Raw genomic sequence first — 25,971 nt, 5'->3', positions numbered from 1 at the left:
TAAATAGGAAAAGGAGCCCAAAGGCCCCTTTTCCCTCTGCTTCGTTCTGATCGGCGCTTAAATTACGCTACCATCCAACTTTTCAACCATATTGGCTGCATCAGTATCGACGGACCCCCCGCCAGCAAGCCACCCAAGCGCTACGATAACAAACGCAGCAAGAATGACGGTTTTTGCAAATAACGTCATGAAACAATACTCAGTAACAAAAAAACCAATACACGGGGGAACTTTACACAAATTCAACTTTACCCATAGTCAGGTATACCTGACCTTCATGTTGTGGGTCGGCACTGCTTTCCAACTGAATGTGCTTGCCGCAGATTGCAAAGTCGTGGTCAAGCTTGCCTGGGTTTATTGAGACAAAGGTATAAAACATGCCCAAAGCCTACCTGATCCTGCTGCTCGCGGTCTTTGCAGAAACCGTAGGGACAACTGCGTTGCAGGCCAGCCAGCAATTCACGCGGCTTTGGCCGTCGGTTCTGGTCGTTGTCAGCTATGGGTTTGCCTTCTACCTTTTGGGCCTGACCCTGAAATTCATGCCGGTTGGTATCGTCTACGCAATCTGGTCCGGATTGGGGATATTCTTCATCGCAATAATTGGCTTCGTTGTCTTTGGACAAAAACTGGACATCTGGGCCGTTCTGGGGCTGACCCTGATCCTGGCCGGAATTCTGATCATTCACCTGTTTTCGAAGACTGCGGGCTATTGAACGCCTGTTAGGGGTGGTAACTTTGCGCGTGCCGCGTTATGCGCGCGGCAACTTCCCGTTCAAAGGCTGACCTCTCATGGACCTGCGCAACATCGCAATCATCGCTCACGTGGACCACGGCAAGACGACCCTGGTGGATGAGCTGCTCAAACAATCCGGCGCGTTCCGGGAAAACCAGGCCGTGGCGGAACGCGCCATGGACAGCAACGATCTGGAACGCGAGCGTGGCATCACCATTCTGGCCAAAGCCACCTCGGTCGAGTGGAAAGGCACGCGCATCAACATCGTTGACACCCCCGGCCACGCCGATTTCGGCGGTGAGGTTGAGCGGATCCTCAGCATGGTGGACGGCGTGGTCCTGCTGGTTGATGCTGCCGAAGGTCCGATGCCGCAGACCAAGTTTGTGACCTCCAAGGCGCTGGCGCTGGGCCTGCGGCCTATCGTTGTCCTGAACAAGGTCGACAAACCGGATGCCGAGCCCGACCGGGCGCTGGACGAGTGCTTTGACCTGTTCGCCAACCTCGGCGCCGATGACGACCAGCTGGATTTCCCGGCCATGTATGCCTCGGGCCGGTCCGGCTGGGCCGATATGGAGCTGGACGGTCCACGCAAGGACCTGACCGCCCTGTTCGACCTGATCGTGGATCACGTCCCCGCGCCCAAGCAGGCCGAAAAGAAAGACGAACCTTTCCGCATGCTGGCCACCACATTGGGCAGCGACCCGTTCATTGGCCGTATCCTGACCGGGCGCGTTGAAAGCGGCACCCTGAAAGCCGGTGACAGCCTCAAGGCGCTCAGCCGCGACGGTACGCTGATTGAAAACTTCCGCGCCTCGAAAATTCTGGCTTTCCGTGGTCTGGCGCAGCAACCCATCGATGTGGCCGAAGCAGGCGACATCGTCACCATCGCCGGGATGAGCAAGGCGACAGTCGCCGACTCGCTGGTCTCGCCGCAAGTAGACGAGGCCCTGCCCGCCCAGCCCATCGATCCGCCCACCATCACCGTAACCTTCGGCATCAACGACTCGCCCCTGGCCGGGCGTGACGGCAAAAAGGTGCAGTCCCGCGTGATCCGTGATCGCCTGATGAAAGAGGCTGAATCCAACGTCGCCATCCGCATCTCTGACACCCCCGGAGGTGAAGCGTTCGAGGTTGCGGGCCGTGGCGAATTGCAGATGGGCGTTCTGATCGAAAACATGCGCCGTGAAGGGTTCGAACTCAGCATCTCGCGCCCGCAGGTTCTGTTCCGCGAGGAAAACGGTCAGCGGCTGGAACCGGTCGAAGAAGTTACCATTGACGTGGATGACGAATACTCGGGCGCAGTGATCGAAAAAATCACCGGCGCGCGCAAAGGTGAGCTGGTCGAGATGCGCCCCGCCGGTGCGGGCAAAACCCGCATTATCGCCCATGTCCCCTCGCGCGGCCTGATCGGTTATCACGGCGAATTCCTGACCGACACCCGCGGTACCGGCGTGCTGAACCGGGTGTTCCATGACTGGGCCGCTCACAAGGGCCAGATCCCCGGTCGTCGCGCTGGTGTTCTGATCTCGATGGAAAAAGGTCAGGCTGTCGCTTACGCGCTGTGGAATCTGGAAGAGCGTGGTCGGATGTTTGTGGGCCCTCAGGCAGAAGTGTATCAGGGCATGGTGATCGGTGAGCATTCGCGCGACAACGATCTGGAAGTGAACCCTCTGAAGGGCAAGAAACTGACCAACGTGCGCGCCAGCGGATCTGATGACGCAGTACGCCTGACGCCGCATGTTCAGTTCTCGCTGGAAGAGGCGATTGCCTATATCGATGATGATGAACTGGTCGAGGTAACCCCCAACGCCATTCGTCTGCGCAAGCGCTTTCTGGACCCCCATGAACGCAAGCGCATGGCGAAATCCGCCTAAATTGTGGCGAATGATCGATTTCCAACTTGGAAACAATGACACGAGTGTGACATTTTTTCATCCATCCCAAAAATGATGAAAATGGGGAGACCTTCCGTAACGGCAGGTCTAACCCCTGTTTTTCATGGTCGTTCAACTTATAGTAAAGTTAAAATCAAGTGACTCACCCGATCCGGCCCTTGTAAATTCGGCCAGAGAAAGGTGTATTCATGACTAAAGTGTGACGTCGTTCATACAACGCACGGTTTCAATAGTGCATAAGATCGACGCAGTAAGTAATGAGTTTCAAGGAGTAGCGCCATGCGCATCAAGTCTCGTATACTACCCGTTATATTTGCATCAGCTACACTTCCTTTGCTCGCGGCTGGTCCCGCATTGGCTGATGGGAAATGTACAGTTCGGACCGCCAAACAGTCTGTATCGACGGAAACCCTGTGTGCTTGTACCGTCGTTGAATCCCGTATGCTGCGGTATCTGCAGCGCCGTTCGGATTTCGAAGATATTCTGGCCCGGACGCTTCAGACCTGCCCCGCGTTCGCAGCAGTTCTGACCGACTTCCCGACAGCGTCGATCGGCGCGCCGTCACAGCGTTCCGGCGACGGTCCGGCTGACGAAAACGGCGGTGGGTCCAGTTCTGGCGGAGGATCAAGCTCCGGAGGTGGGTCCAGTTCCGGTGGTGGATCAAGCTCTGGCGGCTCAAGCTCCGGCGGCGTGACGCCTACTGGCGGTTCCAGTGGTGGATCAAGCTCGGGCGGATCAAGTTCCGGTGGCTCCAGCTCCGGCGGATCAAGCTCAGGTGGCTCCAGCTCCGGCGGATCGAGCTCGGGCGGCTCCAGCTCCGGTGGGTCCGAAGGTGGCTCCAGCTCTGGTGGATCAAGCTCGGGTGGCTCCAGTTCCGGCGGTTCTGAAGGTGGCTCCAGCTCGGGCGGCTCAAGCTCTGGCGGATCAAGCTCCGGTGGGTCTGAGGGTGGCTCCAGCTCTGGTGGTTCAAGCTCGGGTGGCTCCAGCTCTGGTGGGTCCGAAGGTGGCTCCAGTTCTGGTGGGTCCAGCTCCGGTGGTTCCAGCTCCGGCGGTGGATCTGAAGGCGGCGGAACCGAAGGGGGTGACTCGCCCGAAGGTAACGGAACCGAAGGCGGCGGCTCGCCTGAAGCCGGTGATCAGGGCACGAACTAAGCTCGGGTTAGAATGCAAAAAAGCCAGCGGTTGCAACTGTCGCCGCTGGCTTTTTGCGATGCGTTCTTGGTCTTACGTTAACTGCTACCGTAGACACCAACCCAACGCCGAGGTTGTTTGGGATCCTGCATGCGAAGGAACAGATACTGGGTCGCGGACCAGGGCTTAATTCGATTGGTCAGATTGTCCAGAACCAAATCCCCCTGCGCCGAACGGTAGACCAATACAGCATGTGCATTGCGGTGTTTGTCGAGCACAGTTGCAATCAGCAGTTTTCTGGGATCGATACCTGCGTTGATCAGATCGCGCTTTTTCAGCAACGCGAAATCCTCGCAATCGCCACCGCGCGAGGTCGGAAGCGCCCAACGTTCGCGAGTTCTGTATTGCGATTGATCGGTCACTTCGCGAATGGTGGCGTTTACGTGGCGATTGATGCGCTGAACGATCTGCATCTCTTGCTGGCTGGTCAGCGACCCGGACCGTTTCGTGGTGCAGGCCCAATCATACTGGCGGCACAACTGACGTGCGCCGGTTGGCGGAGGGGACGCGGACACACTGGTGATGAAAGCCCCTTCCGAGGCCTGGGCAACGGTTGCCCCAAGGAACGTGCCAAAAGTAATGGCAACGACACCCAAAAAGCGCCCCGAACCTGCCGCAGCGCGTCCTAAGATGGACGTGAATTTCCCGCCATTCGATTTCATGCCTGTCCCTCGATCCAAGTCTCTCCGAGCGATTGTCGTCAAACCGGACCATATTCCGTTTTCAGAAACTATCCGTAAACGTGGCCGATTATGCAATCTAGGTCGAAACTGAAGGGGAAAAAGGGCGGAAATTCGTCACTTATTTTGACCATTTCGGGCAAGAAATGGGTTCAGATGGCCACAATTGTGACGGGAAACCTGAACGGACACTCGCCCGAGCAGGCTTAAGTGTATGACATTTATGAAGTAAAACTCACGCCTTTCGCGAGCCTGCTGTTGCCACAATCATGCCATCCGCGCCTTGGCTGATTTTCGCTTACATACGGCCCACTTGCACGCGACGCGCCCAAAACGCACCGCGCCTGGTGATTCTCAGTCGGTGATCTCAACCACCACCAACTCACGTTCGCTGGCATCGCGCGCGTGATCCAGCGCCGTTTGGTAGTCATCCGAATTGTAACAGTCCACCGCCGCTTCGACGGACGGGAACCGGGCGACCACATTCCGTGGCCGCTCTTTCCCTTCTAACTGAACGTAACGGGCGGCGCGGGCGATGAACTCACCGCCATGTTTGGCGATCGCGGGTCCGGCCAGCTCGGCGTATTTTCCATATGATTCGGCGTCGGTCACCGTTACGTGCGAAATCCAGAGTGCGGGCATGTTACGCTCCCAATACCTGTTCGGCGGCCTTGATCGCCGCGTCGGCGTTGGAGGCATCCTTGCCCCCGCCCTGCGCCATATCGGGACGGCCTCCGCCGCCTTTCCCGCCCAGTTCCACAACAGCGGCCTTCACCAGATCCACCGCGGAAACCGTGTCGGTCAGGTCCGACGTTACACCAGCCGCAACAGCGGCCTTGCCACCAGCATCCGCGATCAACAATACCGCGCCCGAGCCAAGACGGGCTTTGTGTTCGTCTATCAGCGCAGGCAGGTCCTTGCCCGATACACCGCTCAGCGCCTGGGCCAGGAACTTGATGCCATTGACCTCGCGCGCCTCGGCCCCGTTGCCCTGCCCCGCGCCGCCAGCCATGGCCAGATCCCGGCGCAGCTGAGCGACCTCGTTTTGCAGCGCCTTGCGTTCGTCCAGCAAAGATTTGACGCGGCTGACCACATCATCCGGCTGCGCTTTCAACTCTGTCGCGATCTGGGCCAGACGATGATCCTGCGCCGAAAGATAGCGGAACGCCTCATCCCCGGTCAGCGCTTCGATCCGCCGGACACCGGCGCTGCTGGCGCTGTCGCCCAGAACAACAAAGGTTCCGATGTCGCCGGTTTGGCGCACATGCGTGCCGCCGCACAGTTCAATCGACCAGGTCTCGCCATCCTGTCCCTTACCGGTCGGCGCTTTGCCCATCGACACAACGCGCACTTCGTCGCCGTATTTCTCACCAAACAAGGCCTGCGCACCCAGCCCCCGCGCGTCATCCGGGGTCATGATCCGGGTTTCGACGGTCGAGTTCTGGCGGATGAAATCATTCACCTCGCGTTCAACCTTTTGGATTTCGTCCAGCGTCAACGCTTTCGAGTGGCTGAAATCGAACCGCAGGCGGTCGGATGCATTCAACGACCCCCGCTGCGCCACGTGATCACCCAGTGTTTCGCGCAAGGCCTCGTGCAGCAAATGCGTCGCCGAGTGATTGGCACGGATCGCCGAACGGCGCGCGTGATCAACCTCCAACTCAACCGCGTCGCCCTTGGACAAAGTGCCGTGATCCACGGTCACTTTGTGCGCATAGACCTTTCCGTCTGCGAATTTCTTTGTGTCTTCGACGCGCGAAACATCATCGCGCTCCTCCAGCCGTCGAATTTCACCCGTGTCGCCAACCTGACCGCCGGCCTCGCCGTAGAACGGGGTCTGGTTCACCACGACCCAACCACTGTTGCCCTGCTCGATCTTGTCGACCAAAGCGCCATCGACGATCAGCGCGGCAACCTGACCTTCGGCTTTCTCGGTATCGTAACCCAGAAAATCCGTGGCCCCCGCGCTGTCCAGCACGTCGAACCAGACGGCCTGATCCGCTGCTTCGCCCGAACCCGCCCACGCGGCACGGGCCTTGGCCTTTTGCTCGGCCATGGCGGCGTCGAACCCATCGGTATCGACGGTTCGGCCTTTTTCGCGCAGCGCATCCTGCGTCAGGTCCAGCGGGAACCCATATGTGTCATACAGCTTGAACGCCGCATCGCCGGGCAAAGCCGCACCTTCGGGCAGGCCTGCAACTTCATCATCCAGCAGTTTCAGGCCGCGATCCAATGTCTGTTTGAAACGGGTTTCCTCAAGCAGCAGAGTCTCTTCGATCAGCGGCTGCGCCTGTCCAAGTTCGGAATATTGCGCGCCCATCAATTGCACCAGAGTCGGAACCAGCCGGTGCATAACCGGATCTTTTGCGCCCAGCAGATGCGCATGGCGCATCGCGCGGCGCATGATCCGGCGCAGCACGTAGCCGCGCCCGTCATTGGATGGCATCACACCATCCGCGATCAGGAACGAGGTCGAGCGCAGGTGATCCGCAATCACCCGGTGGTGCACGTTCTGGTCGCCATAGGGATCAACGCCAGTTGCATCCGCCGACGCCTCGATCAGCGTTTTGAACAGGTCAGTGTCATAGTTGTCATGGCTGCCCTGCAGCAGCGCGCCAATCCGTTCCAGCCCCATACCGGTGTCAATCGACTGCATGTCGAGTTCCACCATCGAGCCGTCCTCGAACTGCTCGTTCTGCATGAAAACGATGTTCCAGATTTCGATGAACCGGTCGCCATCTTCCTCGGCTGATCCCGGTGGCCCGCCCCAGATGTGGTCGCCGTGGTCATAGAAAATCTCGGTGCACGGGCCACAGGGGCCGGTCGGGCCCATTTGCCAGAAATTGTCACTGGTGGCGATGCGGATGATCCGATCCTCAGGCACGCCGACCTTTTTCCAGATCTCGAACGCTTCATCATCGGTGTGATAAACCGTTGTCAACAAACGGTTCTTGTCGATACCGAATTCCTTGGTGATCAGCTCCCACGCGAAAGGAATCGCCTCGGGTTTGAAGTAGTCGCCGAACGAGAAATTCCCTAACATCTCGAAAAACGTATGGTGCCGCGCGGTGTAACCCACATTGTCCAGATCGTTGTGCTTGCCGCCGGCACGCACACATTTCTGCGCCGTGGTGGCGCGCTGGTAGTCGCGGGTTTCAACGCCCGTGAACAGGTTCTTGAACTGCACCATGCCCGAGTTCACGAACATCAGCGTCGGGTCGTTGCGCGGCACCAATGGGCTGGACGCAACCACCTCGTGCCCCTGCTTGGCGAAGTAGTTCAGAAAGGTCGATCGGATATCGTTCAGCGTGGGCATCAGGCTCTCTCAGCGCGAAATCATACTCGTTTGCGCAGGTTTACCGCCGCGTCCGGGGAGTGTCCACAGCATAGCCGTTCCAAACGAAACAAGGCGGCCCCGATGGACCGCCCTGTTCCCAGTATTCTCAGCACCATCGGGGTGCCGGGGGATTTCTGCTGTTCCCGTCAGCGTCCTTTACGCTTCGAGGATGTCGTCATCATCGGCAGCGCCGGGCGGCATGTCGAAATCCAGACCGTGGGCCGCGCGAATCTTATCCTCAATCTCCAGCGCGATGCGGGAATTGTCGCGCAGGTATTGCTTGGCATTCTCGCGCCCCTGCCCGATCCGTTCGTCGCCATAGCTGAACCACGAGCCCGATTTCTCGACCACGCCAGCCTTGACGCCCAGATCCAGCAACTCACCCATCTTGCTGATACCTTCGCCATACATGATGTCGAATTCCACCTGCTTGAACGGCGGTGCCACCTTGTTCTTCACAACCTTCACGCGGGTCTGGTTGCCGACCACCTCGTCGCGGTCCTTGATCGCGCCGATGCGGCGGATGTCCAGACGGACCGAGCTGTAGAACTTCAGCGCATTGCCACCGGTGGTGGTCTCCGGGCTGCCGAACATGACACCGATCTTCATCCGGATCTGGTTGATGAAGATCACCATACAGTTCGAACGACTGATCGAGCCGGTCAGCTTACGCATCGCCTGGCTCATCAGGCGGGCCTGAACGCCCACGTTGCTGTCGCCCATGTCGCCCTCAAGCTCGGATTTCGGCGTCAGCGCCGCCACCGAGTCGACCACGACCATGTTCACAGCCCCCGAACGCACCAGCGTATCGGTAATCTCAAGCGCCTGTTCGCCGGTATCGGGTTGCGAGATCAGCAACTCATCCAGATCGACGCCCAGCTTGCGGGCATATTGCGGGTCCAGCGCATGTTCCGCATCGACAAAGGCGCAGACACCGCCACGTTTCTGCTGTTCGGCAATACAATGCAGCGTCAGGGTCGTTTTACCCGAGCTTTCCGGCCCGTAAATTTCAACAATCCGCCCCATCGGCAGACCGCCGATTCCCAGCGCGATATCCAGACCCAGCGATCCGGTCGAGCTTGCGTCGATATCCTGCTTGGCATCCTCGCCCAGCTTCATGATCGAGCCTTTGCCGAACTGCCGTTCGATCTGGGCCAGCGCACTGTCGAGCGCCTTTTGCTTATCCGCGTTTTTCTTGTCGCTCATCGTCAGAAGATCCGCCATTGTCCTGTCGCCTTCCCTTTTGTCACACCCTTTGCCGGGCGGCAATCGCTGCTTTGTTCGCCTCTTGTTCCTTATGGGACCAAAAAGAGAACATTTCAACTAAAACTTACAGAACTTACTTTTGGGCAATTGTGTTAAAGAGTCGTTTACGACACTCTGCCATCATGGTGAAATACAGTTCGGGGCCGATAAATGCTTGTTTTCTATAAAGAACGCCTTGCGTTTTTATCTGTCCCCAAGACTGGCAGCACGGCTTACCACACCGCGTTGGGTGCGCGGGCCGATCTGGTTGTGACCGGCCCGCCCGAGTTGAAACACGCGCCGGTGCGCCGGTTTGATCGGTTTTTTCAGAACATGTACCGAAAGATGTACGACACCGAGATGGAAATCATGGCCGTCGTGCGCGAACCGATTGACTGGCTGGGCAGTTGGTACCGCTTTCGCAGCCGCGAGGATCGGATCGGCCATCCCCATTCGACCCGCGATCTGAGCTTTGATGAGTATGTTCGCGCCTATATGCAGAACCCGCGCCCCGGGTTTGCGGATGTGGGCAGCCAAAGCCAGTTTTTTCGGACCAGAAACAACGGGGTCGGTGCGACCCATATCTTCAAATACGAACATCAGGACAAGATCCTGAGCTTTTTGCAGGACCGGTTGCAGATGGACATCTCTCTGCCGCGCGAGAATGTATCCCCGCCGGGCGACCTGACCCTGTTAGCCGAGACCGAACGAAAGTTCCGCAGCAAACACGCCGAGGAATTCGCAGCCCATGACGCCGCCCTTTGAAGCAAACCTTAAATCTGAGACGCGAATACCCTTGGGCGCTCGCGGGCCATTCGTGTCGCAGGGTAATTCAGGCTAAAGGTCGCACGCTTTAGGCAAGCTGCTGGTGCACGGCTTCGGTTAGCTGGTTTAGTGAAAACGGCTTGGGCAGGAAGGTCGAGTTGGCGATCTGTGGCCCTGAGTCTCCGAATGCACCTTCGGTGTAGCCCGACACAAAGACCACCCGCGCATCAGGCCGGGATTCTAACGCCTTGCCCACCCAGGTCGGCCCATCCATACCCGGCATGACCACATCGGTGACAAAGACGTCCACGATCAGGTCAGGGTCTTCCAGAAGGCGCAGGGCATCCTCGGCCGATTCCGCCTCGAGCACCGTATAGCCTTTCAGGCGCAAGGCCCGGGTTGCAAAGGCGCGAACCGGCGCTTCGTCTTCCACCAGCAGCACAACCCCTTCGCCCTGACGCGCTGATTGGACGACCGGTGGTGCCTCTTCCACCGCCTCCGGGGCCGAGGCCGAAGTGCAGACCGGCAGAAACACGGTGAAATCGGTTCCCCGCCCCGGCGCGCTGTCGACAAAGATGAAACCGCCGGTCTGCTTGACGATGCCATAGACGGTGGACAGGCCCAGCCCTGTCCCCTCACCCGTTCGTTTGGTCGTATAGAACGGCTCGAACACCTTTTGCAGTTTGTCGGCGGGAATGCCGATGCCGCTGTCGCTGACCTTTACAGTCACGTATTCGCCCGGCGGTACACTCGCACGGTCGCGGCGCAGGGGTTCTGTCAGGGCCAGCACCTCGGTCTCGATCCGAATCTCACCCCCATCCGGCATGGCGTCGCGTGCGTTGACCACAAGGTTCATCAGAACCTGCTCCAATTGGCGTTTATCGGCACGCACGGGTTTCAGCACCGGATCATGGCTGAGGGTCAACTGCACCTTTTCCCCCACAAGCCGGTTCAGCAAATGGATCAGGTCCGAGATCGTGTCGCGCAGGTCCAAAACCTCGGGTCGCAGGGTTTGTTTGCGCGAAAACGCCAGAAGCTGGCTGACCAAGGCTGCGGCGCGGTTGGCGTTCTGGTTGATCTGGACGAGATCGGCATAGTCGGGGTCGTTGTGGTCATGGCGCAGCAACAGCAAATCGCAATGGCCCGAGATGGCGGTCAGCAAATTGTTGAAATCATGCGCGACGCCACCCGCCAACTGCCCGACGGCCTGCATCTTCTGTCCCTGCACGAACTGGGCCTCAAGGGTCTTGAGCTCGGTCGCATCGTTCAGAACGGCAATCAGGCAGACCTGCCCGTCATCGATCACCCGCCTCAGCGTCACCTGCACGAAAATCTCTTTGTCATCGCGGGTAAGGCGCAGGAATTCGGACCGCTGCGTGTCTTCTCCGGCCGCGGTCCTTTCCAACCATTCGAGGATCGGATGGCCCAGCCCCTGCATGATGTGGCTAATGTTGGTGTGGTTCAGATGGCTTCCGCCCAGCAGTTTCAGCGCAAGACGGTTGGCTTCCTGAATCGTTCCGTCCGGCAGCAGGCACATGATCGGAACAGGCAGATCGGCAAAGCATGTTCCGACCCCATGGCTTGGTGTCTCGGCCAAAGGCACCAGCGCCAGATTGCGCCCAATACCCGAGCGCGACAGTTGTGTCACGGCGGCAGGCGTCGTGCCGTTTTGTGTTGTGAGTTGCCGAATTCCACCGTCGGGCCCAAGGCTATCCGGCAGAAACTGGTCCATTCTTTCGGGCCGAAATCCCAAAAGACGTTCGGCGGCGGCGTTAAGGTCCAGCACCACGCCGTTTCGCCCCTCGGTCAAAACAGGCAGGGACAGATCCGTCCACGGACCGCCGTCATTGAGATGAAACCGCCAGCAAAACAGGCCGTTTCCAAGCCCGAAAACAGAAACCGGGATGGTTGCGTCATGGGTGACAATATCCTCATGCGCGCGCCCCTGAGCCTGCGCCTGCGATTGAAGGCGCAGCAGAATCGCGGCGGGATTGGCAAAGACCGATCGCAAACATCTGGCCAGGCCTGCACCCGGATCGGCTTGAAACCTTTTTTGGGCCTGTGCGTTCGCGATAAGGATGTCGCCATGCGCGTTCGCGATCAGGCATGGACACGGGTCTTGCTGCGCAAAGGCGGCCATGACCGACGCCATCTGTTGCGCCGAGCGATTTGCCAGCATCGTCTTTGCGACGACGCCCAGCACGACCAACAGCAAGGACCCACCCGACACCCACAAGCCATACATCCAGTCCGAGGACAAAAAACCGGACATCGGCGCCAAGGTCAGAACAAGCGCCACAACAGCCAAAGAGCCTGCGCGCCACGCGGGCGGTGATTTCTGGTCGGGCGGATCAGAAAAAAACTCGGCAGCGTCGGACATGAACGGTTCGGTCAATTGGGCGTTGGGGTATTTCGACCCCAATTTGGTTAATTCCCGCTTAACGAAAATCGAACAACGGGCTTCTACCCAAGGTTGCTATTCGGTGACGCGCTACCACGTCAAGTGTGCCGTAAAGAATCCATCCGTGCCGTGTGCCACTCGCCACGATTTGCGCAGATGTTCATGCCATTCCGGGTTTGCATTCAGGAACGCGTCAACAACGTCTGCGTTCTCGCTATCCAACATCGAACAGGTCGCGTAAGCCAGTACGCCACCGTCCCGGACCAAAGGCGCAATCGTGACCAGAATATCCGCCTGAATGATGGTCAGTTCTTGCAATCGCGTTTCGGTGAGCGCCCATTTACCCGCAGGCGCGCGCCGCCATGAGCCACTGCCTGAACACGGCGCGTCGGCCAGAACGATGTCAAACGGCTGGTGTCGGGCCAACTCGTCTGACGTTACCAACGTCACTTTGGCCCCGGCGCGCTCGGCCCGGTTGGGCAGGTCCCGCATCCGCGCGGCATTGACGTCATGCGCAAAGACCTCGACCCCTTGATGCGCGGCCAAGGCCAAAGCCTTCCCACCGCCGCCGGTGCAATAATCCAGAACCCGCTGGCCCGACCGCATGTCCAGCGCCGCGACGACCGCCTGGCTCGCGGCGTCCTGCAGCTCGACCAGACCGTCGAGATAGGCCCGGCTCTGCGCAATCTTGCGCGCGCCTTCGGTTACCTCCAAAGCCGTTGGGCAGATCCCCAGCGGGTGAGCGGTTATGCCGTCGGCCTTCAGGCGTTCCGTGGCAAGGGGCAAGTCGGCCTTCAGAAGGTTTACCCGCAGATGCACCGGAGCCCGGTTTTGCAAAGCCTCAGCCGCCGCTATGGCGTCATCTCCAAGCGAAGCCGAGAACCGAGGCCAGAGCCACTCTGGGATGTCAAAACGTTCCGCATCCGTCGTGACCGCGCGCGCAGTCTCGGAGGATTGAACAGGTGCAGGGGCATGTCGATCGCCAGTGAACAGGGTGTCCACATCGCCATCTTTTGCACGGATTGCCCCGATCATAAGCCCGCGCCCGGTGCATGCGCCGCCAAGCGCGGCAAAGGACCGCTTGCAGCGCAGGGCATCAAATACATGATCCCGAACCGCCGCGCGATCTTTTGACCCGGCAAACCGGCTGCGCCGGGCCCAGCCGGTCAAGGCCTTTTCAACCGGCGCGCCATCCAAAATCTGATCCAGAATTTCAATCGAGGCCTGAATGCGGGCTGCAGGTGTCATTGCCTATTCCGTTTCCTGTTACGCGCGGCGCAAATGCAAAACGGCACCCGCTAAAGGGTGCCGTCTGCATCCAAATACCGGATCACATCACCCTGTAGTTGGGGCTTTCACGCGTGATCTGAACGTCATGCACATGGCTTTCCTTCAAACCGGCCCCGGTGATCTTAACGAAATTGCAGTTCTTGCGCATCTCTTCGACCGTGCCACAGCCGGTATAGCCCATGGCCGCCCGCAGACCACCGACCAATTGGTGAACAACCGCGCTGGCCGAGCCTTTGTAGGGCACCTGCCCCTCGATCCCTTCAGGCACCAGCTTGTCATTGGCGGCGTCCTTCTGGAAATACCGGTCCGCAGACCCACGCGCCATCGCGCCCAGGCTGCCCATGCCACGATAGGATTTGAACGAACGGCCCTGATACAAGATCACCTCGCCCGGGCTTTCGTCTGTCCCTGCGATCATCGAACCAACCATGGCGCAGGACGCACCCGCCGCAATCGCCTTGGCAAAATCGCCCGAGAACTTGATGCCGCCATCGGCAATCACCGGAACGTCCCCGGCGGCAGCCGCACAATCCATGATCGCGGTCAGCTGAGGCACGCCAACACCAGCCACCATCCGGGTGGTACAGATCGATCCCGGCCCAATGCCAACCTTGATCGCATCCGCCCCCGCATCGATCAGCGCCTTGGTCGCATCCGCCGTGGCCACGTTGCCTGCGATGATCTGAACCTCATTCGACAGGGTCTTGGCCCGTTTCACCGCATCCAAAACGCCTTGCGAATGGCCATGGGCGGTGTCGACAACAATGATGTCCACACCCGAATCGACCAGCAACTCGGACCGTTCAAATCCGGCATCGCCAACCGAGGTTGCTGCCGCGACGCGCAGACGTCCAAGGGTGTCTTTACAGGCAGTTGGGTTCAGGACCGCCTGTTCGGTGTCTTTCAGCGTCAACAGTCCGGTCAGCTTGCCTTCACCATCGACAACCAGAAGTTTCTCGATCCGGCGAGCGCGCATCAGGCTTTTGGCCTCTTCCAGATCCGCAGGCTCTTGCAGCATCGCCAGATTGTCCGAGGTCATCATCGCGTGGATCGGCGTGTCGTCCGAGGTCGCAAAGCGCATATCGCGGTTGGTCACGATGCCAACAACACGGCCCTGATCGTCCACCACAGGAAAACCGGTGAAATTATACCGCTGCACCAGCGCCTGCGCGTCAGCCAGCGTCTGATCCGCGCGCAGCGTGACCGGGTTGTAGACGATCCCCGATTCGAACCGCTTGACCCGGCGCACTTCGCGGGCCTGTTCCTCGACCGAGAGGTTCTTGTGGATCACCCCGATGCCACCCGCCTGCGCCATCGCAATCGCCATGCGCGCCTCGGTCACCGTGTCCATGGCCGAGCTGAGCAGCGGGATGTTCATGGTGATCTGCCGCGTCACACGCGTGCTGGTATCCGCCGTTGCAGGCAAGACCGAGGATGCCCCCGGCACCAAGAGAACGTCATCAAAGGTAAGCGCCTCACGAATCTGCATCTGTTCACCCCATGCAAAAGCCCGTTTGGCGGTGACCCTATTGCATGGATCAACCCTAAGGAAAAGCCCCTGACCCCAAGTTGTTGCCAAATGTCGGGGAATGCCGCGCCCAAAACGACGCTGGTTGATCAAAACCTGCCGCTGAATGGCCTTTCCCTTTGCGCATAAACTCATATCTTGCGCCGCATACGCGCGAATACAAAGGCAGGCCATTCATGACCACCGACCCTCTTGTCGTCTTCACCCCATCCGGCAAACGCGGGCACTTTCCCGTCGGCACCCCGATTCTGACCGCAGCGCGCCAGTTGGGCGTCGATCTGGATTCGGTCTGCGGCGGGCGCGGTATCTGTTCGAAATGCCAGATCACGCCAAGCTATGGCGAGTTTCCCAAGCATGGCGTCACCGTATCCGAAGACGCGCTAAGCGAATGGAACGCGGTTGAGCAGCGCTACGACGACAAGCGCGGCTTGAAACCCGGTCGGCGTCTGGGCTGTCAGGCATCTGTTCAGGGCGATGTGGTGATCGACGTCCCGCCCGAAAGCCAGGTACACCGCCAGGTCGTCCGCAAGGCCGCCGCCGCGCGCGCCATCACCATGGACCCGGCGACGCGCCTGTATTTTGTGGTGGTCGAAGAGCCCGACATGCATTCCCCCACCGGCGATCTGGAGCGCTTGGAACGCGCCCTGCGCCAGCAGTGGAACATCGACGCCGTGACCGCCGATCTGTCGCTGATGTCCAAGCTGCAACCGGTTCTACGCAAAGGGAAATGGGAGGTCACGGTCGCCGTCCACAAAGGCCACAAGGACACGGTGGGCCGTATCGTCGAGATCTGGCCCGGCCTGCATGAACACGGCCTCTATGGTCTGGCCATCGACCTCGGCTCGACCACAATCGCCGCGCATCTGACCGATCTGGAAACCGGCGAGGTCAAGGCGTCCTCGGGCCTGATGAACCCGCAAATCCGGTTCGGCGAAGACCTGATGAGCCGTGTGTCCTACGCCATGATGAATCCCGGCGGCGATGCCGAGATGACCAGGGCCGTACGCGAGGCGATCAACGACCTGACCACCTCGATCGCCGAGGAGGCCGGGATTGACGCCGCGCTGATTGTCGAGACGGTGTTTGTCTGCAACCCGGTCATGCACCACCTGCTGCTGGGCCTCGATCCGGTCGAGCTGGGACAGGCCCCCTTTGCGCTGGCGACGTCGGAATCCATGTCCCTGCCCGCGCGAGAGATGGACCTCACCGCGATGAACCCGCGCGCGCAGGTCTACATCCTGCCCTGCATCGCGGGCCATGTGGGCGCGGACTGCGCCGCCGTGGCCCTGTCGGAAGAGCCGGGCAAATCCGAGGATCTGGTGCTGATCGTCGACGTGGGCACCAATGCCGAGATTCTGCTGGGCAACACCAGCCGCGTTTTGGCCTGTTCCTCGCCCACCGGGCCTGCGTTCGAGGGCGCTCAGATCAGTTCCGGCCAGCGCGCCGCACCCGGTGCCATCGAACGGATCGAGATTGATCCTGTCACAAAAGAACCCCGGTTCCGCATCATCGGGTCGGACAAGTGGTCCGACGAGGACGGCTTTGACAAGGACATCGGCACCACCGGCATCACCGGCATCTGCGGGTCCGGCATCATCGAAGCCGTTGCCGAGATGCGCATTGCAGGGCTGCTGGACGAAAGCGGCCTGATCGGGTCGGCCGAGCAGACCGGCACCCCCCGCTGCGTGCCCGAAGGCCGCACCCACGCTTACCTTATCCACGACGCCAGCGCCGAGGGCGGCCCGCGCATCACCGTCACCCAAGGCGACATTCGCGCCATCCAGCTTGCCAAATCCGCGCTCTATGCCGGTGCACGTTTGCTGATGGACGAGATGGAGGTCGACCGCGTGGATCGCGTCGTTCTGGCGGGCGCGTTTGGCGCCCATATCTCGACCAAACACGCAATGGTTCTGGGTATGATCCCGGACGCGCCGCTGGACAAGGTCACAAGCGCGGGCAACGCGGCTGGCACCGGTGCGCGGATTGCGCTCTGCAACATCGGATCGCGCGCCGAGATCGAACGGGTCGTGCGCGAGATCACCAAGATCGAAACCGCCATCGAGCCGAAGTTTCAGGACCATTTCGTCGCCGCCAACGCCATCCCGCACAAAATAGACCCGTTCCCGGAACTCGGTCAGGTCGTCACCCTGCCCGCGCCCAGCTTTAACACGAGCGGCGCAGACGCCGATACAGGCGGTGGCCGCCGTCGCCGACGCCGGGGGTAAACCCAAAAAGACCACGGTCGCGATCTGCTTCGAATTTAAGGTCGCGACTCCGCGCGCAAGTGTACCAGCGAACGGCAGTATTTTGGTCCGATGGGGAAAACTCTGGAGCGGGTAGCGGGAATCGAACCCGCGCGTTCAGCTTGGGAAGCTGACAGGCTACCATTACATCATACCCGCCGCGTGGAAGTGGATAGCACCACCGGGAACCGGGGTTCAAGCGGGATTGTCACCCGGCTCGGCTCAAAACTCACTCGGTCCGCGCGCGCAGGCTTTCGATCAGCGTCTCATCGACATCAAGCGCCTCGCACGCGGCATCCAGGGTTTCGCTGTCCAGATGGCGTGGGTTCAGGTCAACATCCTTCGAAAACGCATCAACAATAACCTGCATCGCTTTGATACGCGCATATTTTTTGTTGTTTGCCGGTATCACGTGCCAGGGCGCGTTCTGGGTCGAGGTGCGGGCCAGCATCTCGTCCACTGCCACCTCTGTCTCGGCCCATTTTTCGCGGTTTCGGAAATCTTCGTAGGTCAGTTTCCAACGTTTCAGCGGATTTGTGAGCCGTTCGGTGAATCGCTCCATCTGCTCATCCTGCGAGATGTGGAAGAACAGCTTGATGATCCGTGTGCCGTCGTCAGTCAGCATCCGTTCAAAGGCGTTGATCTCGTCATAAGCCGCGCGCCAGCGATGTTCCGGCGTCAATTTTTCGATCCGTTCGACCAGAACGCGCCCGTACCAACTGCGATCAAAGGCCGAGATTGCGCCCGAGGGCGGCAGACGCTCCCAGAATCGCAACAGGTAGTGGCGGTTCAGATAGTAATTGCGCGGCGCGCCGATGGGCCAGACCTTGAAGCTGCGCGGATCCAGCGCTTGGCTGATCCGGCGGATCGTGCCGCCCTTACCCGCCGCGTCCCAGCCTTCAAAGACGATCACGCCTTTCAGGCCATGAAACAGAAACGCCTGCTGAACGATAGCCAGCTTGGCCTGCAGATCGATCAACTGGTCGAAATAGTCCTTCTTTCCCAACTTGCTGGTCAGATCCGCGTCCGAGAGTTTCGGGGGGTGATGTTTGGACATAGTGACCACCTTTTTACGAGCCGACGCCGTCGTCACTGTTCCCGGAACAGGTCCATATTGCAAGGAAATGCGCGGCTGTTAGGTGTGGTGGTCACTCAGAGGGTATTCCCGACTTACCTCTGAAACACGTGCTTATCCGGCTGTGGTCAAATCCTGCGCCAACATCAGGGCATTGTTGTCCGGGTCGTAGAATGTTGCGGTGCTGACCATGCCTTCAATGGTTTCGGTTTCGCCATCGAACCGCACTCCGGCCTCTTCCAGCGCAGTTCGGGCCGCTGCAATGTCGGCCACGCCGAATACCGGCACGGTGTTGCCCGGCGCTGGTTCTGCCTGCTCACCCAATCCAAGGGTCACGCCTTGGGTCTTGGTTTGCATTTCGCTCCACCCGGCTTCGTCAATGTGGTGGATCAATTCGAAGCCAAGTTTATCGCCATACCATTCCGCGCTTGCATGACGATCACGAACCGAGATTGCGAGCGTAATCGTGTTGTCCAGAGAAATCAGGGCCATTGCGCTTTCCTTTTGTCTGAAATTATATTAACTATACTTTATGGACATTACGACACTTGTCAAGCTGACCTCTAGGGCGTGGTCATTGAACATTCTGGCAGCGCTGCATTCTGGGGTTCCGGGCCGTCAGGCCCCATTGCTTGCCGCGACCAGTGCAAGCCGGACGTCCTTTGCCGCCAGTCTGGATCATCTTTTTCAATTGGGCCTGTTGGAAAGAAACCCGGGTCACGGTCACCCCCTGCGACCCGAGTTCAGATTGACCGCAGAGGGCGTGAAGGCCGCCGAGATCGCAAGCAGAATTGTGGCGACCGTTCCTGATGAGACCGAATTCACCTTGCTGAGGCGCAGTTGGTCAGTTCCGATACTGGCGTTGACGGAAACCCCGCAGCGCTTTTCGACCATGAAAACAACGCTGGCCTCGGTCACCGATCGCGCCCTGTCATCCGCCCTGCACCAATTGGAAGAGCGTGAGTGGATCCAGCGGGATATCGATCTATCCGCTCGGGCACCCTTCCCCACCTATTGCGCAGTGAACACCGGGGGCGAGATCAACCGGGCCATCGGGCTTCGGCATTGACGAAAAAAGGCCGGGCAAATGCCCGGCCTCTGAAATTTGCGATAGCCTTTGGATCAGGCGCGGCGGCGGCGGCCACCACCACGGCGTCCGCGGCCTTCGCCCTCAGCGCCGGGCGCTTCGGGCGCTTTGTTGAACCGGATCCACTCGCCGCCATGCGGGTCATTGTTGGTCAGCAGGTTGGCGGCGCGGATGGCTTCCATTTCCTTACCGGCGCGCGGCAGGGTGGAACCCAGACCGAACATCTGCACGAAGGTCTCATCATCCATGCCTTCGGGCAGGATGATGCCAGCGGCGGCAACGGCCTCTTTCTTCTCGGCGATCTTCTTCTGTGTCACCGGCAGAGCCACCGGGTTCATGATCGCCGAGGTCATGCCAGCACCCATAGCCATCGGCAGGAAGGCGTTGTTGATACCGTGACGGTTCGGCAGACCGAATGAGATGTTGGACGCACCACAGGTGGTGTTCACACCCAGTTCCTCACGCAGACGACGGACCAGAGCGAACACCTGCTGACCGGCTGTTGCCATTGCGCCGATTGGCATGACCAGCGGGTCAACCACGATGTCATGTGCGGGAATGCCGAAATCGGCTGCACGCTCAACGATCTTTTTGGCGACGTCAAAGCGCACATCAGGGTCTTCCGAGATGCCAGTATCGTCGTTCGAGATCGCCACAACCGGCACATTGTACTTTTTGACCAGCGGCAGAACCAGTTCTAGACGTTCTTCTTCGCCGGTGACCGAGTTCAGCAGCGGGCGGCCTTCAGCCGCTTCAAGACCGGCTTCCAAAGCACCCGGAACCGACGAGTCGATGCACAGCGGCACGTCAACCAGCCCCTGCACCAGCTCGACGATCTTGGTCATCAGCGGCGGCTCGGTCTCGTTCGGGTTGGGGTTCGAGTTGTAGACAACGCCCGCGTTGATATCCAACACGGTCGCGCCTGCCGCAACCTGTGCCAGAGCGTCTTTTTCCACGGTCGAAAAGTCGCCCGCTTCCAGTTCAGCCGCCAGTTTCTTGCGGCCTGTGGGGTTGATCCGCTCGCCGATCACGCAGAACGGTTCGTCAAAGCCCAGAACGGCAGTTTTTGTTTTTGATTCTACGACTGTACGGGTCATATCCGTTCCTTAGGAGTTTGCAGGCTTTGCCGAAGCGCCGCCGTTATTGATCGCCCAGTTGGCGTTGGTCTTGATCCCGCCCAGCGGGAAGAAGTGGACGTTGGTGATGTTGAAATCCGGGTTGGCCGCTTTGTGGTTGGCCAGTTCGGTGATCACATCGGTCGGCTCATAGGGCAGCAGCAGCTTGGACACGTCCATGGCGCGTTTCTGCAGAACCTTCAGCGAGGGGCCAACACCGCAGGCGATGGCAAACTTGATCAGCGTCTGCAGCTTGGCCGGGCCCGCGATACCGATATGGACCGGGATGTCGATCCCCGCCTCTTTCAGGCTGTCGGCCCATGCGATGATCGGCTTGGCGTCAAACGCAAACTGGGTGGCCAGAGCCATTTCCGCGTCGGTGGTTTCGCTGAACTTCTGTTTCCAGCGCAGCGCGTCGTCAACATTCTTGGTCGAGCCGTCCGGGTCGATGTCCTTGTTGCCCTCGGGGTGGCCGGCAACATGCAGGCGCTTGAAACCCGCCTTGTCGAACAGACCGGATTCCAGCAACTGCATCGAGCTGTCAAAATCACCATGCGGATTGGCAACGCCACCTGCCAGCAGCAGCGCTTGCTCGACGCCCGCTTCGCCCTGATACATGGAGATCCAGTTCTCCAGCGTCGCCGCGTCCTTGATGATACGCGCCGGGAAGTGCGGCATGACCGGATAGCCCTCGGCTGCGATACGCTTGGCGGTCTTGACCATGTCTTCGATGGGCGTGCCCTCGATATGGGCGATGTAGACGCGGGTGCCTTCTGGCAGCAGCGCGCGGAAATCTTCGACCTTTTCGGCGGTGCGGGGCATCACCTCGATCGAATAGCCTTGCAAGAAGGCTTCGACGGTCGGATTCACCGGCCCGTTTTCGACCGCATCACGTTTCTTGAAGTTCAGCAAAGCCATTGCGGCCTCCCATAGCTGTCTCGGGCTCATGCCCAACCGTCATTGGCGATCAGCGCTTTGATGCGGTCCTGATCGTATTCCGTTTCCAGACGCACGGCCTGCGCCTCGGCAATCTCGGACGGGTCGCCCTCAACCGCGAAAGGCTCGGCCTTGCGCCATTCGGCCAGATAGGCATCACTGTCCTTGGCGTTCACCTTCATGGCAGCCCGGTCGATGGCTTGCTCGAACCGTTCTTCCAACTGCCGCTTGGCCCCACGACGGCCCTTGCCGACGATGACCTGAGCGGGAATGTCGCGCCAGTAAACGATGGTGACGTCAGGCATTGCTGTGATTCCTCCTAACCCGATGGGGCGGTTCTAAACTTCAATCTGGGCTCGGGTCAGTCGATTTTCGACACCCAACGCTTTCCAAACGACGTTTTTGCCCAGGGTGGTGTACCGGGCTTTTACACAGTGCCCCTGCAATTGCGCATATCATAATCCTCAATTCACTATGAAACCGCTTCATAAAACCAAAAAGCCCCGGACGGGAAACCGCGTCCGGGGCATGTTTTTAAGGGTCCAGAGGGGTTAACCCACCAGCCCGCCATCTTCGCGAGTCACCGCGATGATCGCCGAACGCGGCACTGCATCGCCCCCTTCGGGCCAGTGGCTGTTGCCGTCCTCGCCCGGGTGCTGGATGCCCACGAACATGGTGCGGCGATCCGGAGACCAGCTGAGGCCGGTGATTTCGCATTCGTTCGGACCAACCAGGAAGCGGCGGATTTCACCGGTGACCGGGTCACCTGCCAGCATCTGGTTGTTGCCCTGCCCTTCGAAATCGCCTTCGTTGCCATAGTTGCCGTCGGTTTGGATCCACAGCAGGCCGTTGCTGTCGAATTTCAGACCATCGGGCGAGTTAAACATATTGTCGGCGTTGACGTTGTCCGAGCCACCATAGGCATCCTGATGCACATTGGGGTTACCCGCCAGAACATATAGATCCCAAGCAAAGCCCGAGGCAGTGTGATCGCCACCGTCCGGGCGCCACCGCACGATCTGGCCGTAATTGTTGGCCTCGCGCGGGTTGGGACCGTTGACCGAGGTGTCGTCACCCCCGGCATTCGGTTTGACGCCCCGGTTCTTGTTGTTGGTCAGACAGCAATACACCTCGGCCACGTTCGGGTTGGCAGCAACCCATTCCGGGCGGTCCATGGTGGTCGCGCCAACGGCGGAGCCTGCCTGACGGGTGTGGATGCTGATCTCGGCTTGCGAGGCCAGACCCGTTGTCTCGGGCGTCAGATCCAGCCACTCACCGGTGCCGTCGTCATTGAACTTGGCGACCGACAGGGTTCCGTTTTCCAGCAGGGCGTTGGTGTCCACGCCAGCGGCATAGACGCCGTCCGAGACAAAGCGATACAGGAACTCGCCGCGTTCATCATCGCCCATATACACGACAACACGACCATCATTGTTAACGACCGCTTCGGCGTTTTCATGCTTGAATCGGCCCAGGGCGGTCAGTTTGCGCGGGGTCGAGTTGGGATCGGTCGGGTCGATCTCAACCACATAACCGGCGCGGTTCGGCTCGTTTGGGTTTTTCGACACATCAAAACGGTCGTCGATCTTGGCCCAGCCATAGCCCCAGTCGCTGGCCGAGACGCCATAGCGCTTCAACTCAGCGCTGACCTCGTGGTTTTCGTCTTCTGCCGAGAAGTAGCCGTTGAAGTTCTCTTCGCAGGCCAGGTACGTGCCCCACGGGGTCATACCGTTGCCGCAGTTGTTCCAGGTGCCTTTCGACGTGGTCCCGGTCGGATCAGCAGCGGTTTTCATCAAATCATGAGCAGCTGCGGGGCCGGTGATCGTCATATCGGTCTGCGGCGTGATGCGGCGGTTATACGGGCTGTCCTTGACGATGCCCCATGTACCGTCGGTGTTGGCGATCTCAACCACGGTCACGCCGTGGGCCATCATGCCCTTGGCGACGTCGTCGTCCGAGGCTGCTTTGGCATCGGGGTTGTTGCCCCACAGAATGTCGCGGTTGGTGTATTCGTTGTTTACCACCAGCAACACGTGCCCGTCGTGATAGAACACGTCCTGACCATCGGTATTGTCGCCAAAGGCGCGCTCCTGACTGGCAGCCGTCCCACGGGTCGCGTGATCGAATTCGGGCGCATCAGACCACAGCGGGTCGCCCCAACGGACCATGACCTCGGCCTTGTAGCCCGGCGGTACGATCACGTCGTCTGCGGTGGATACAGGGATCGCCTCGAACGAGAACCGGTCCGCCGCTGCGCGCGCGCCAGAAGGAATAAGCGCGCCACCAACGGCGGTGAAGCTGCCCATGGCCAGAACGCCGCCCAGGAATCCGCGACGCGACAAGGCGCGTTCGACCACGCGATCAAATTCACATTCTTCGGGACGTGGGTTTACGACCTCATCGTATTCATCAAAGGACAGGGTGCGTTCGTCTTTCATGGCAATCTCCGTATCTGGCTGAAAGCTGGTAGAGAATCCCGTATCGGGGATCCCGCGCGGGGATCGCATTCCAGTATGAACGCTGTGTGACACTCACGTTAAATTCAAAATTGAAATCACTTGCGCGTCGGCGATCCCCCGCCTAGGGTCAAATTAACTCGAAAATCGGAGGGCGTGACGAATGGCGCCCAAGCGTCCCAAAGGTGCGGGCGCGTTCCCGAAGGCGGTCGAAAGCCCCGCGCCGGCAAGACCCGATCCAGATGCGCTGTATGCCGCGCTGGATCTGGGGACAAATAGCTGCCGCATGTTGATAGCCCAACCCAAGGGTAGCGGGTTCCATGTGGTCGACAGTTTCTCCAAATCCGTGCAGTTGGGCGCGGGTCTGGAACGGACCGGGCGGCTGTCCCGGGCCTCGATGTCGCGCACCGTTCAGGCGCTGCGCATCTGTCAGCAAAAGCTGAAACGCAACAAGGTCAAACGCATGCGTTTGGTCGCCACCGAAGCGTGCCGCCGCGCCAAGAATTCGCGCGATTTCATCCGTCAGGTGAAGCGCGAAACCGGCCTGACGCTTGAGATCATCCAGCCCGAGGAAGAGGCGCGTCTGGCTGTCATTTCCTGCGCGCCGCTGGTTTCGACCAAGACCGAGCAATTACTGGTCGTCGACATAGGCGGAGGCTCGACCGAGTTGGTTTGGATCGACATTTCCTCGGTTCCGCGCCGCGACCGTCCGGCGGCAATCATGCGCCTCCACAATGGGTTCCACACTGCCGACAGCCCGTTTCCCGCCGCCAAGGTGGTGGATTGGATCAGCGTTCCCTTGGGCGTCGCCACGCTGCGCGATCAGTTCAACGATGTCGAGGATGACTCGGCCCGTTTCGCCCTGATGAGTTGGTTTTTCGAAGAAAATCTGGCCGATTTCGCCCCCTACAAGGACGAACAGGCCCGCGCCGGGTTTCAGATCGTCGGCACCAGCGGCACTGTGACCACAGTTGCGGCGTCCCATCTGGGGCTGAAACGTTATGACCGGACCAAGGTGGACGGTCTGCGCATGACCAGCGATCAGATTGACAAAGTCATACGCGGGTATTTAGAACTCGGCCCTCACGGGCGCCGCCGCGACCCCCGGATCGGGGATGACCGGCAGGCCCTGATCATGTCCGGCTCGGCCATTTTGCAGGCGCTGCTTAGATGCTGGCCCACCGACCGCCTTTCCGTGGCGGACCGGGGGCTGCGCGAGGGTCTGCTTTATGCGCAGATGAGTGCGGACGGTGTATTGGAAGACGGACCGTTCTGATGGCGAAGACACCGAGTGGCAAAAACACTTCAGGCCGTGGGCAACGCGACCTGAAGGTCAAGGTGAAGACTGCGCGCGGGCGCAAGCTCAGCTCGACCCGCTGGCTCGAGCGGCAGTTGAATGACCCCTATGTGAAACGCGCGCAGGCCGAGGGCTATCGCGGGCGCGCGGCGTTCAAGATATTGGAACTGGACGAGAAATTCCGCTTCCTGGTACCCGGTGCCCGTGTGGTTGATCTGGGCTGCGCGCCCGGCGGCTGGCTGCAAGTGGCCGTCAAAAGGGTGAACGCGCTGGGCGAGAAAAGTGGCAAGCGGATCGGAACGGTTCTGGGCGTTGACCTGCAAGAGGTTGAACCGGTGGCCGGAGCCACAGCGCATGTGCTGGATTTCATGGAAGATGACGCCGATCAAAAGGTCAAAGACTGGTTGGGCGGCAAGGCCGATGTGGTGATGTCGGACATGGCCGCCGCCTCGTCGGGCCATAAACAGACTGACCATCTGCGGATCATGGCGCTGTGCGAAACGGCGGCTTATTTCGCCTTTGACGTTCTGGAAGAAGGCGGCACGTTTGTTGCCAAGGTTCTGGCCGGAGGGGCCGAGGGCGATTTGCAGAAGCTGTTGAAGCAGAAATTCGACAAGGTTGCCAACGTCAAACCGCCCGCATCGCGTTCAGACAGTTCCGAAAAATTCGTGGTGGCAACCGGGTTTCGCGGCTGAAC

General features: G+C 59.7%; 21 protein-coding genes and 1 tRNA gene. 8 read left to right on the top strand and 14 right to left on the bottom strand.

The window, feature by feature from the left end; genetic code table 11:
- Positions 1-377 precede the first annotated feature (377 nt).
- The 3 genes from ACR0MO_RS03165 to ACR0MO_RS03155 all read left to right on the top strand — a co-directional run bounded on the left by ACR0MO_RS03165 (position 378) and on the right by ACR0MO_RS03155 (position 3,780).
- Positions 378-713 carry a DMT family transporter gene (locus tag ACR0MO_RS03165; RefSeq protein WP_480889691.1) on the top strand — a complete coding sequence of 112 codons (336 nt, stop codon included), beginning with the start codon at positions 378-380 and terminating at the stop codon, positions 711-713.
- 76 nt (positions 714-789) lie between these two features.
- Positions 790-2,607 (top strand): translational GTPase TypA, encoded by a 1,818-nt coding sequence (gene typA / locus ACR0MO_RS03160; protein WP_170518697.1) that lies wholly within the window; start codon positions 790-792, stop codon positions 2,605-2,607.
- Positions 2,608-3,069: 462 nt separating this feature from the next.
- Complete coding sequence (locus ACR0MO_RS03155; protein WP_170518700.1) at positions 3,070-3,780, top strand: hypothetical protein; 711 nt, start codon at positions 3,070-3,072, stop codon at positions 3,778-3,780.
- Positions 3,781-3,857: 77 nt separating this feature from the next.
- On the opposite strand, the gene ACR0MO_RS03150 is transcribed toward ACR0MO_RS03155, so the two are convergent.
- From ACR0MO_RS03150 to recA, 4 genes are all read right to left on the bottom strand, one after another.
- The gene (locus tag ACR0MO_RS03150; RefSeq protein WP_170450598.1) at positions 3,858-4,481 is read right to left on the bottom strand and encodes a transglutaminase-like cysteine peptidase; all 624 of its coding nucleotides are present in this window, start codon (positions 4,479-4,481) and stop codon (positions 3,858-3,860) included.
- Between the two features lie 372 nt (positions 4,482-4,853).
- Positions 4,854-5,141, bottom strand: a complete 288-nt coding sequence (locus ACR0MO_RS03145) for a DUF1330 domain-containing protein (protein ID WP_170450596.1) — start codon at positions 5,139-5,141, stop codon at positions 4,854-4,856.
- 1 nt (position 5,142) lies between these two features.
- Positions 5,143-7,815, bottom strand: a complete 2,673-nt coding sequence (alaS, locus tag ACR0MO_RS03140) for an alanine--tRNA ligase (protein ID WP_480889687.1) — start codon at positions 7,813-7,815, stop codon at positions 5,143-5,145.
- 177 nt (positions 7,816-7,992) lie between these two features.
- A complete protein-coding gene (gene recA, locus ACR0MO_RS03135) occupies positions 7,993-9,060 on the bottom strand; it encodes a recombinase RecA (RefSeq protein WP_170450592.1) in 1,068 nt (355 codons plus the stop codon).
- A gap of 192 nt (positions 9,061-9,252) precedes the next feature.
- Between recA and ACR0MO_RS03130 the strand changes: the two genes are divergently transcribed.
- The gene (locus tag ACR0MO_RS03130) at positions 9,253-9,846 is read left to right on the top strand and encodes a gamma-glutamyl kinase (protein WP_170450590.1); all 594 of its coding nucleotides are present in this window, start codon (positions 9,253-9,255) and stop codon (positions 9,844-9,846) included.
- An 88-nt stretch (positions 9,847-9,934) separates the two neighbouring features.
- Here ACR0MO_RS03130 and ACR0MO_RS03125 read toward each other — a convergent pair whose 3' ends face one another.
- The 3 genes from ACR0MO_RS03125 to guaB all read right to left on the bottom strand — a co-directional run bounded on the left by ACR0MO_RS03125 (position 9,935) and on the right by guaB (position 15,026).
- The gene (locus ACR0MO_RS03125) at positions 9,935-12,226 is read right to left on the bottom strand and encodes a two-component system sensor histidine kinase NtrB (RefSeq protein WP_480780608.1); all 2,292 of its coding nucleotides are present in this window, start codon (positions 12,224-12,226) and stop codon (positions 9,935-9,937) included.
- A gap of 111 nt (positions 12,227-12,337) precedes the next feature.
- Complete coding sequence (locus ACR0MO_RS03120) at positions 12,338-13,495, bottom strand: RsmB/NOP family class I SAM-dependent RNA methyltransferase (protein ID WP_480889683.1); 1,158 nt, start codon at positions 13,493-13,495, stop codon at positions 12,338-12,340.
- 82 nt (positions 13,496-13,577) lie between these two features.
- Positions 13,578-15,026, bottom strand: a complete 1,449-nt coding sequence (gene guaB / locus ACR0MO_RS03115; RefSeq protein ID WP_170450584.1) for an IMP dehydrogenase — start codon at positions 15,024-15,026, stop codon at positions 13,578-13,580.
- Between the two features lie 215 nt (positions 15,027-15,241).
- Between guaB and ACR0MO_RS03110 the strand changes: the two genes are divergently transcribed.
- Positions 15,242-17,290, top strand: a complete 2,049-nt coding sequence (locus ACR0MO_RS03110) for an ASKHA domain-containing protein (RefSeq protein WP_480889681.1) — start codon at positions 15,242-15,244, stop codon at positions 17,288-17,290.
- A 103-nt stretch (positions 17,291-17,393) separates the two neighbouring features.
- On the opposite strand, the gene ACR0MO_RS03105 is transcribed toward ACR0MO_RS03110, so the two are convergent.
- The 3 genes from ACR0MO_RS03105 to ACR0MO_RS03095 form a co-directional block, all read right to left on the bottom strand.
- Positions 17,394-17,467 (bottom strand) — tRNA-Gly (locus ACR0MO_RS03105).
- A 70-nt stretch (positions 17,468-17,537) separates the two neighbouring features.
- Positions 17,538-18,365 carry a polyphosphate kinase 2 family protein gene (locus ACR0MO_RS03100; protein ID WP_480581089.1) on the bottom strand — a complete coding sequence of 276 codons (828 nt, stop codon included), beginning with the start codon at positions 18,363-18,365 and terminating at the stop codon, positions 17,538-17,540.
- A gap of 132 nt (positions 18,366-18,497) precedes the next feature.
- Positions 18,498-18,875 carry a VOC family protein gene (locus tag ACR0MO_RS03095; protein WP_170621831.1) on the bottom strand — a complete coding sequence of 126 codons (378 nt, stop codon included), beginning with the start codon at positions 18,873-18,875 and terminating at the stop codon, positions 18,498-18,500.
- Positions 18,876-18,960: 85 nt separating this feature from the next.
- Here ACR0MO_RS03095 and ACR0MO_RS03090 point away from each other — a divergent pair, with 85 nt between their 5' ends.
- Complete coding sequence (locus ACR0MO_RS03090; RefSeq protein WP_480889678.1) at positions 18,961-19,452, top strand: winged helix-turn-helix transcriptional regulator; 492 nt, start codon at positions 18,961-18,963, stop codon at positions 19,450-19,452.
- Positions 19,453-19,505: 53 nt separating this feature from the next.
- Here ACR0MO_RS03090 and ACR0MO_RS03085 read toward each other — a convergent pair whose 3' ends face one another.
- The 4 genes from ACR0MO_RS03085 to ACR0MO_RS03070 all read right to left on the bottom strand — a co-directional run bounded on the left by ACR0MO_RS03085 (position 19,506) and on the right by ACR0MO_RS03070 (position 23,959).
- The gene (locus tag ACR0MO_RS03085; protein ID WP_480581082.1) at positions 19,506-20,567 is read right to left on the bottom strand and encodes a methyltetrahydrofolate cobalamin methyltransferase; all 1,062 of its coding nucleotides are present in this window, start codon (positions 20,565-20,567) and stop codon (positions 19,506-19,508) included.
- 9 nt (positions 20,568-20,576) lie between these two features.
- Positions 20,577-21,503 carry a methylenetetrahydrofolate reductase gene (locus ACR0MO_RS03080; protein ID WP_170450572.1) on the bottom strand — a complete coding sequence of 309 codons (927 nt, stop codon included), beginning with the start codon at positions 21,501-21,503 and terminating at the stop codon, positions 20,577-20,579.
- A 26-nt stretch (positions 21,504-21,529) separates the two neighbouring features.
- The gene (locus ACR0MO_RS03075) at positions 21,530-21,826 is read right to left on the bottom strand and encodes a virulence factor (protein WP_170373668.1); all 297 of its coding nucleotides are present in this window, start codon (positions 21,824-21,826) and stop codon (positions 21,530-21,532) included.
- A 246-nt stretch (positions 21,827-22,072) separates the two neighbouring features.
- The gene (locus ACR0MO_RS03070) at positions 22,073-23,959 is read right to left on the bottom strand and encodes a PhoX family protein (protein ID WP_170621832.1); all 1,887 of its coding nucleotides are present in this window, start codon (positions 23,957-23,959) and stop codon (positions 22,073-22,075) included.
- 181 nt (positions 23,960-24,140) lie between these two features.
- Between ACR0MO_RS03070 and ACR0MO_RS03065 the strand changes: the two genes are divergently transcribed.
- Positions 24,141-25,253: a Ppx/GppA phosphatase family protein gene (locus tag ACR0MO_RS03065; protein ID WP_170518736.1), complete on the top strand. Its 1,113-nt coding sequence runs from the start codon at positions 24,141-24,143 to the stop codon at positions 25,251-25,253.
- Positions 25,253-25,969 carry an RlmE family RNA methyltransferase gene (locus ACR0MO_RS03060; RefSeq protein WP_170450566.1) on the top strand — a complete coding sequence of 239 codons (717 nt, stop codon included), beginning with the start codon at positions 25,253-25,255 and terminating at the stop codon, positions 25,967-25,969. The genes ACR0MO_RS03065 and ACR0MO_RS03060 overlap by 1 nt, the downstream gene beginning before the upstream one ends.
- The last annotated feature ends 2 nt before the right edge of the window (positions 25,970-25,971 follow it).

This window comes from Ruegeria sp. K5 (assembly GCF_056531805.1).
The sequence above is the reverse complement of the archived record's forward strand: the minus strand, read 5'-3'. Positions and strand labels throughout refer to the sequence as shown.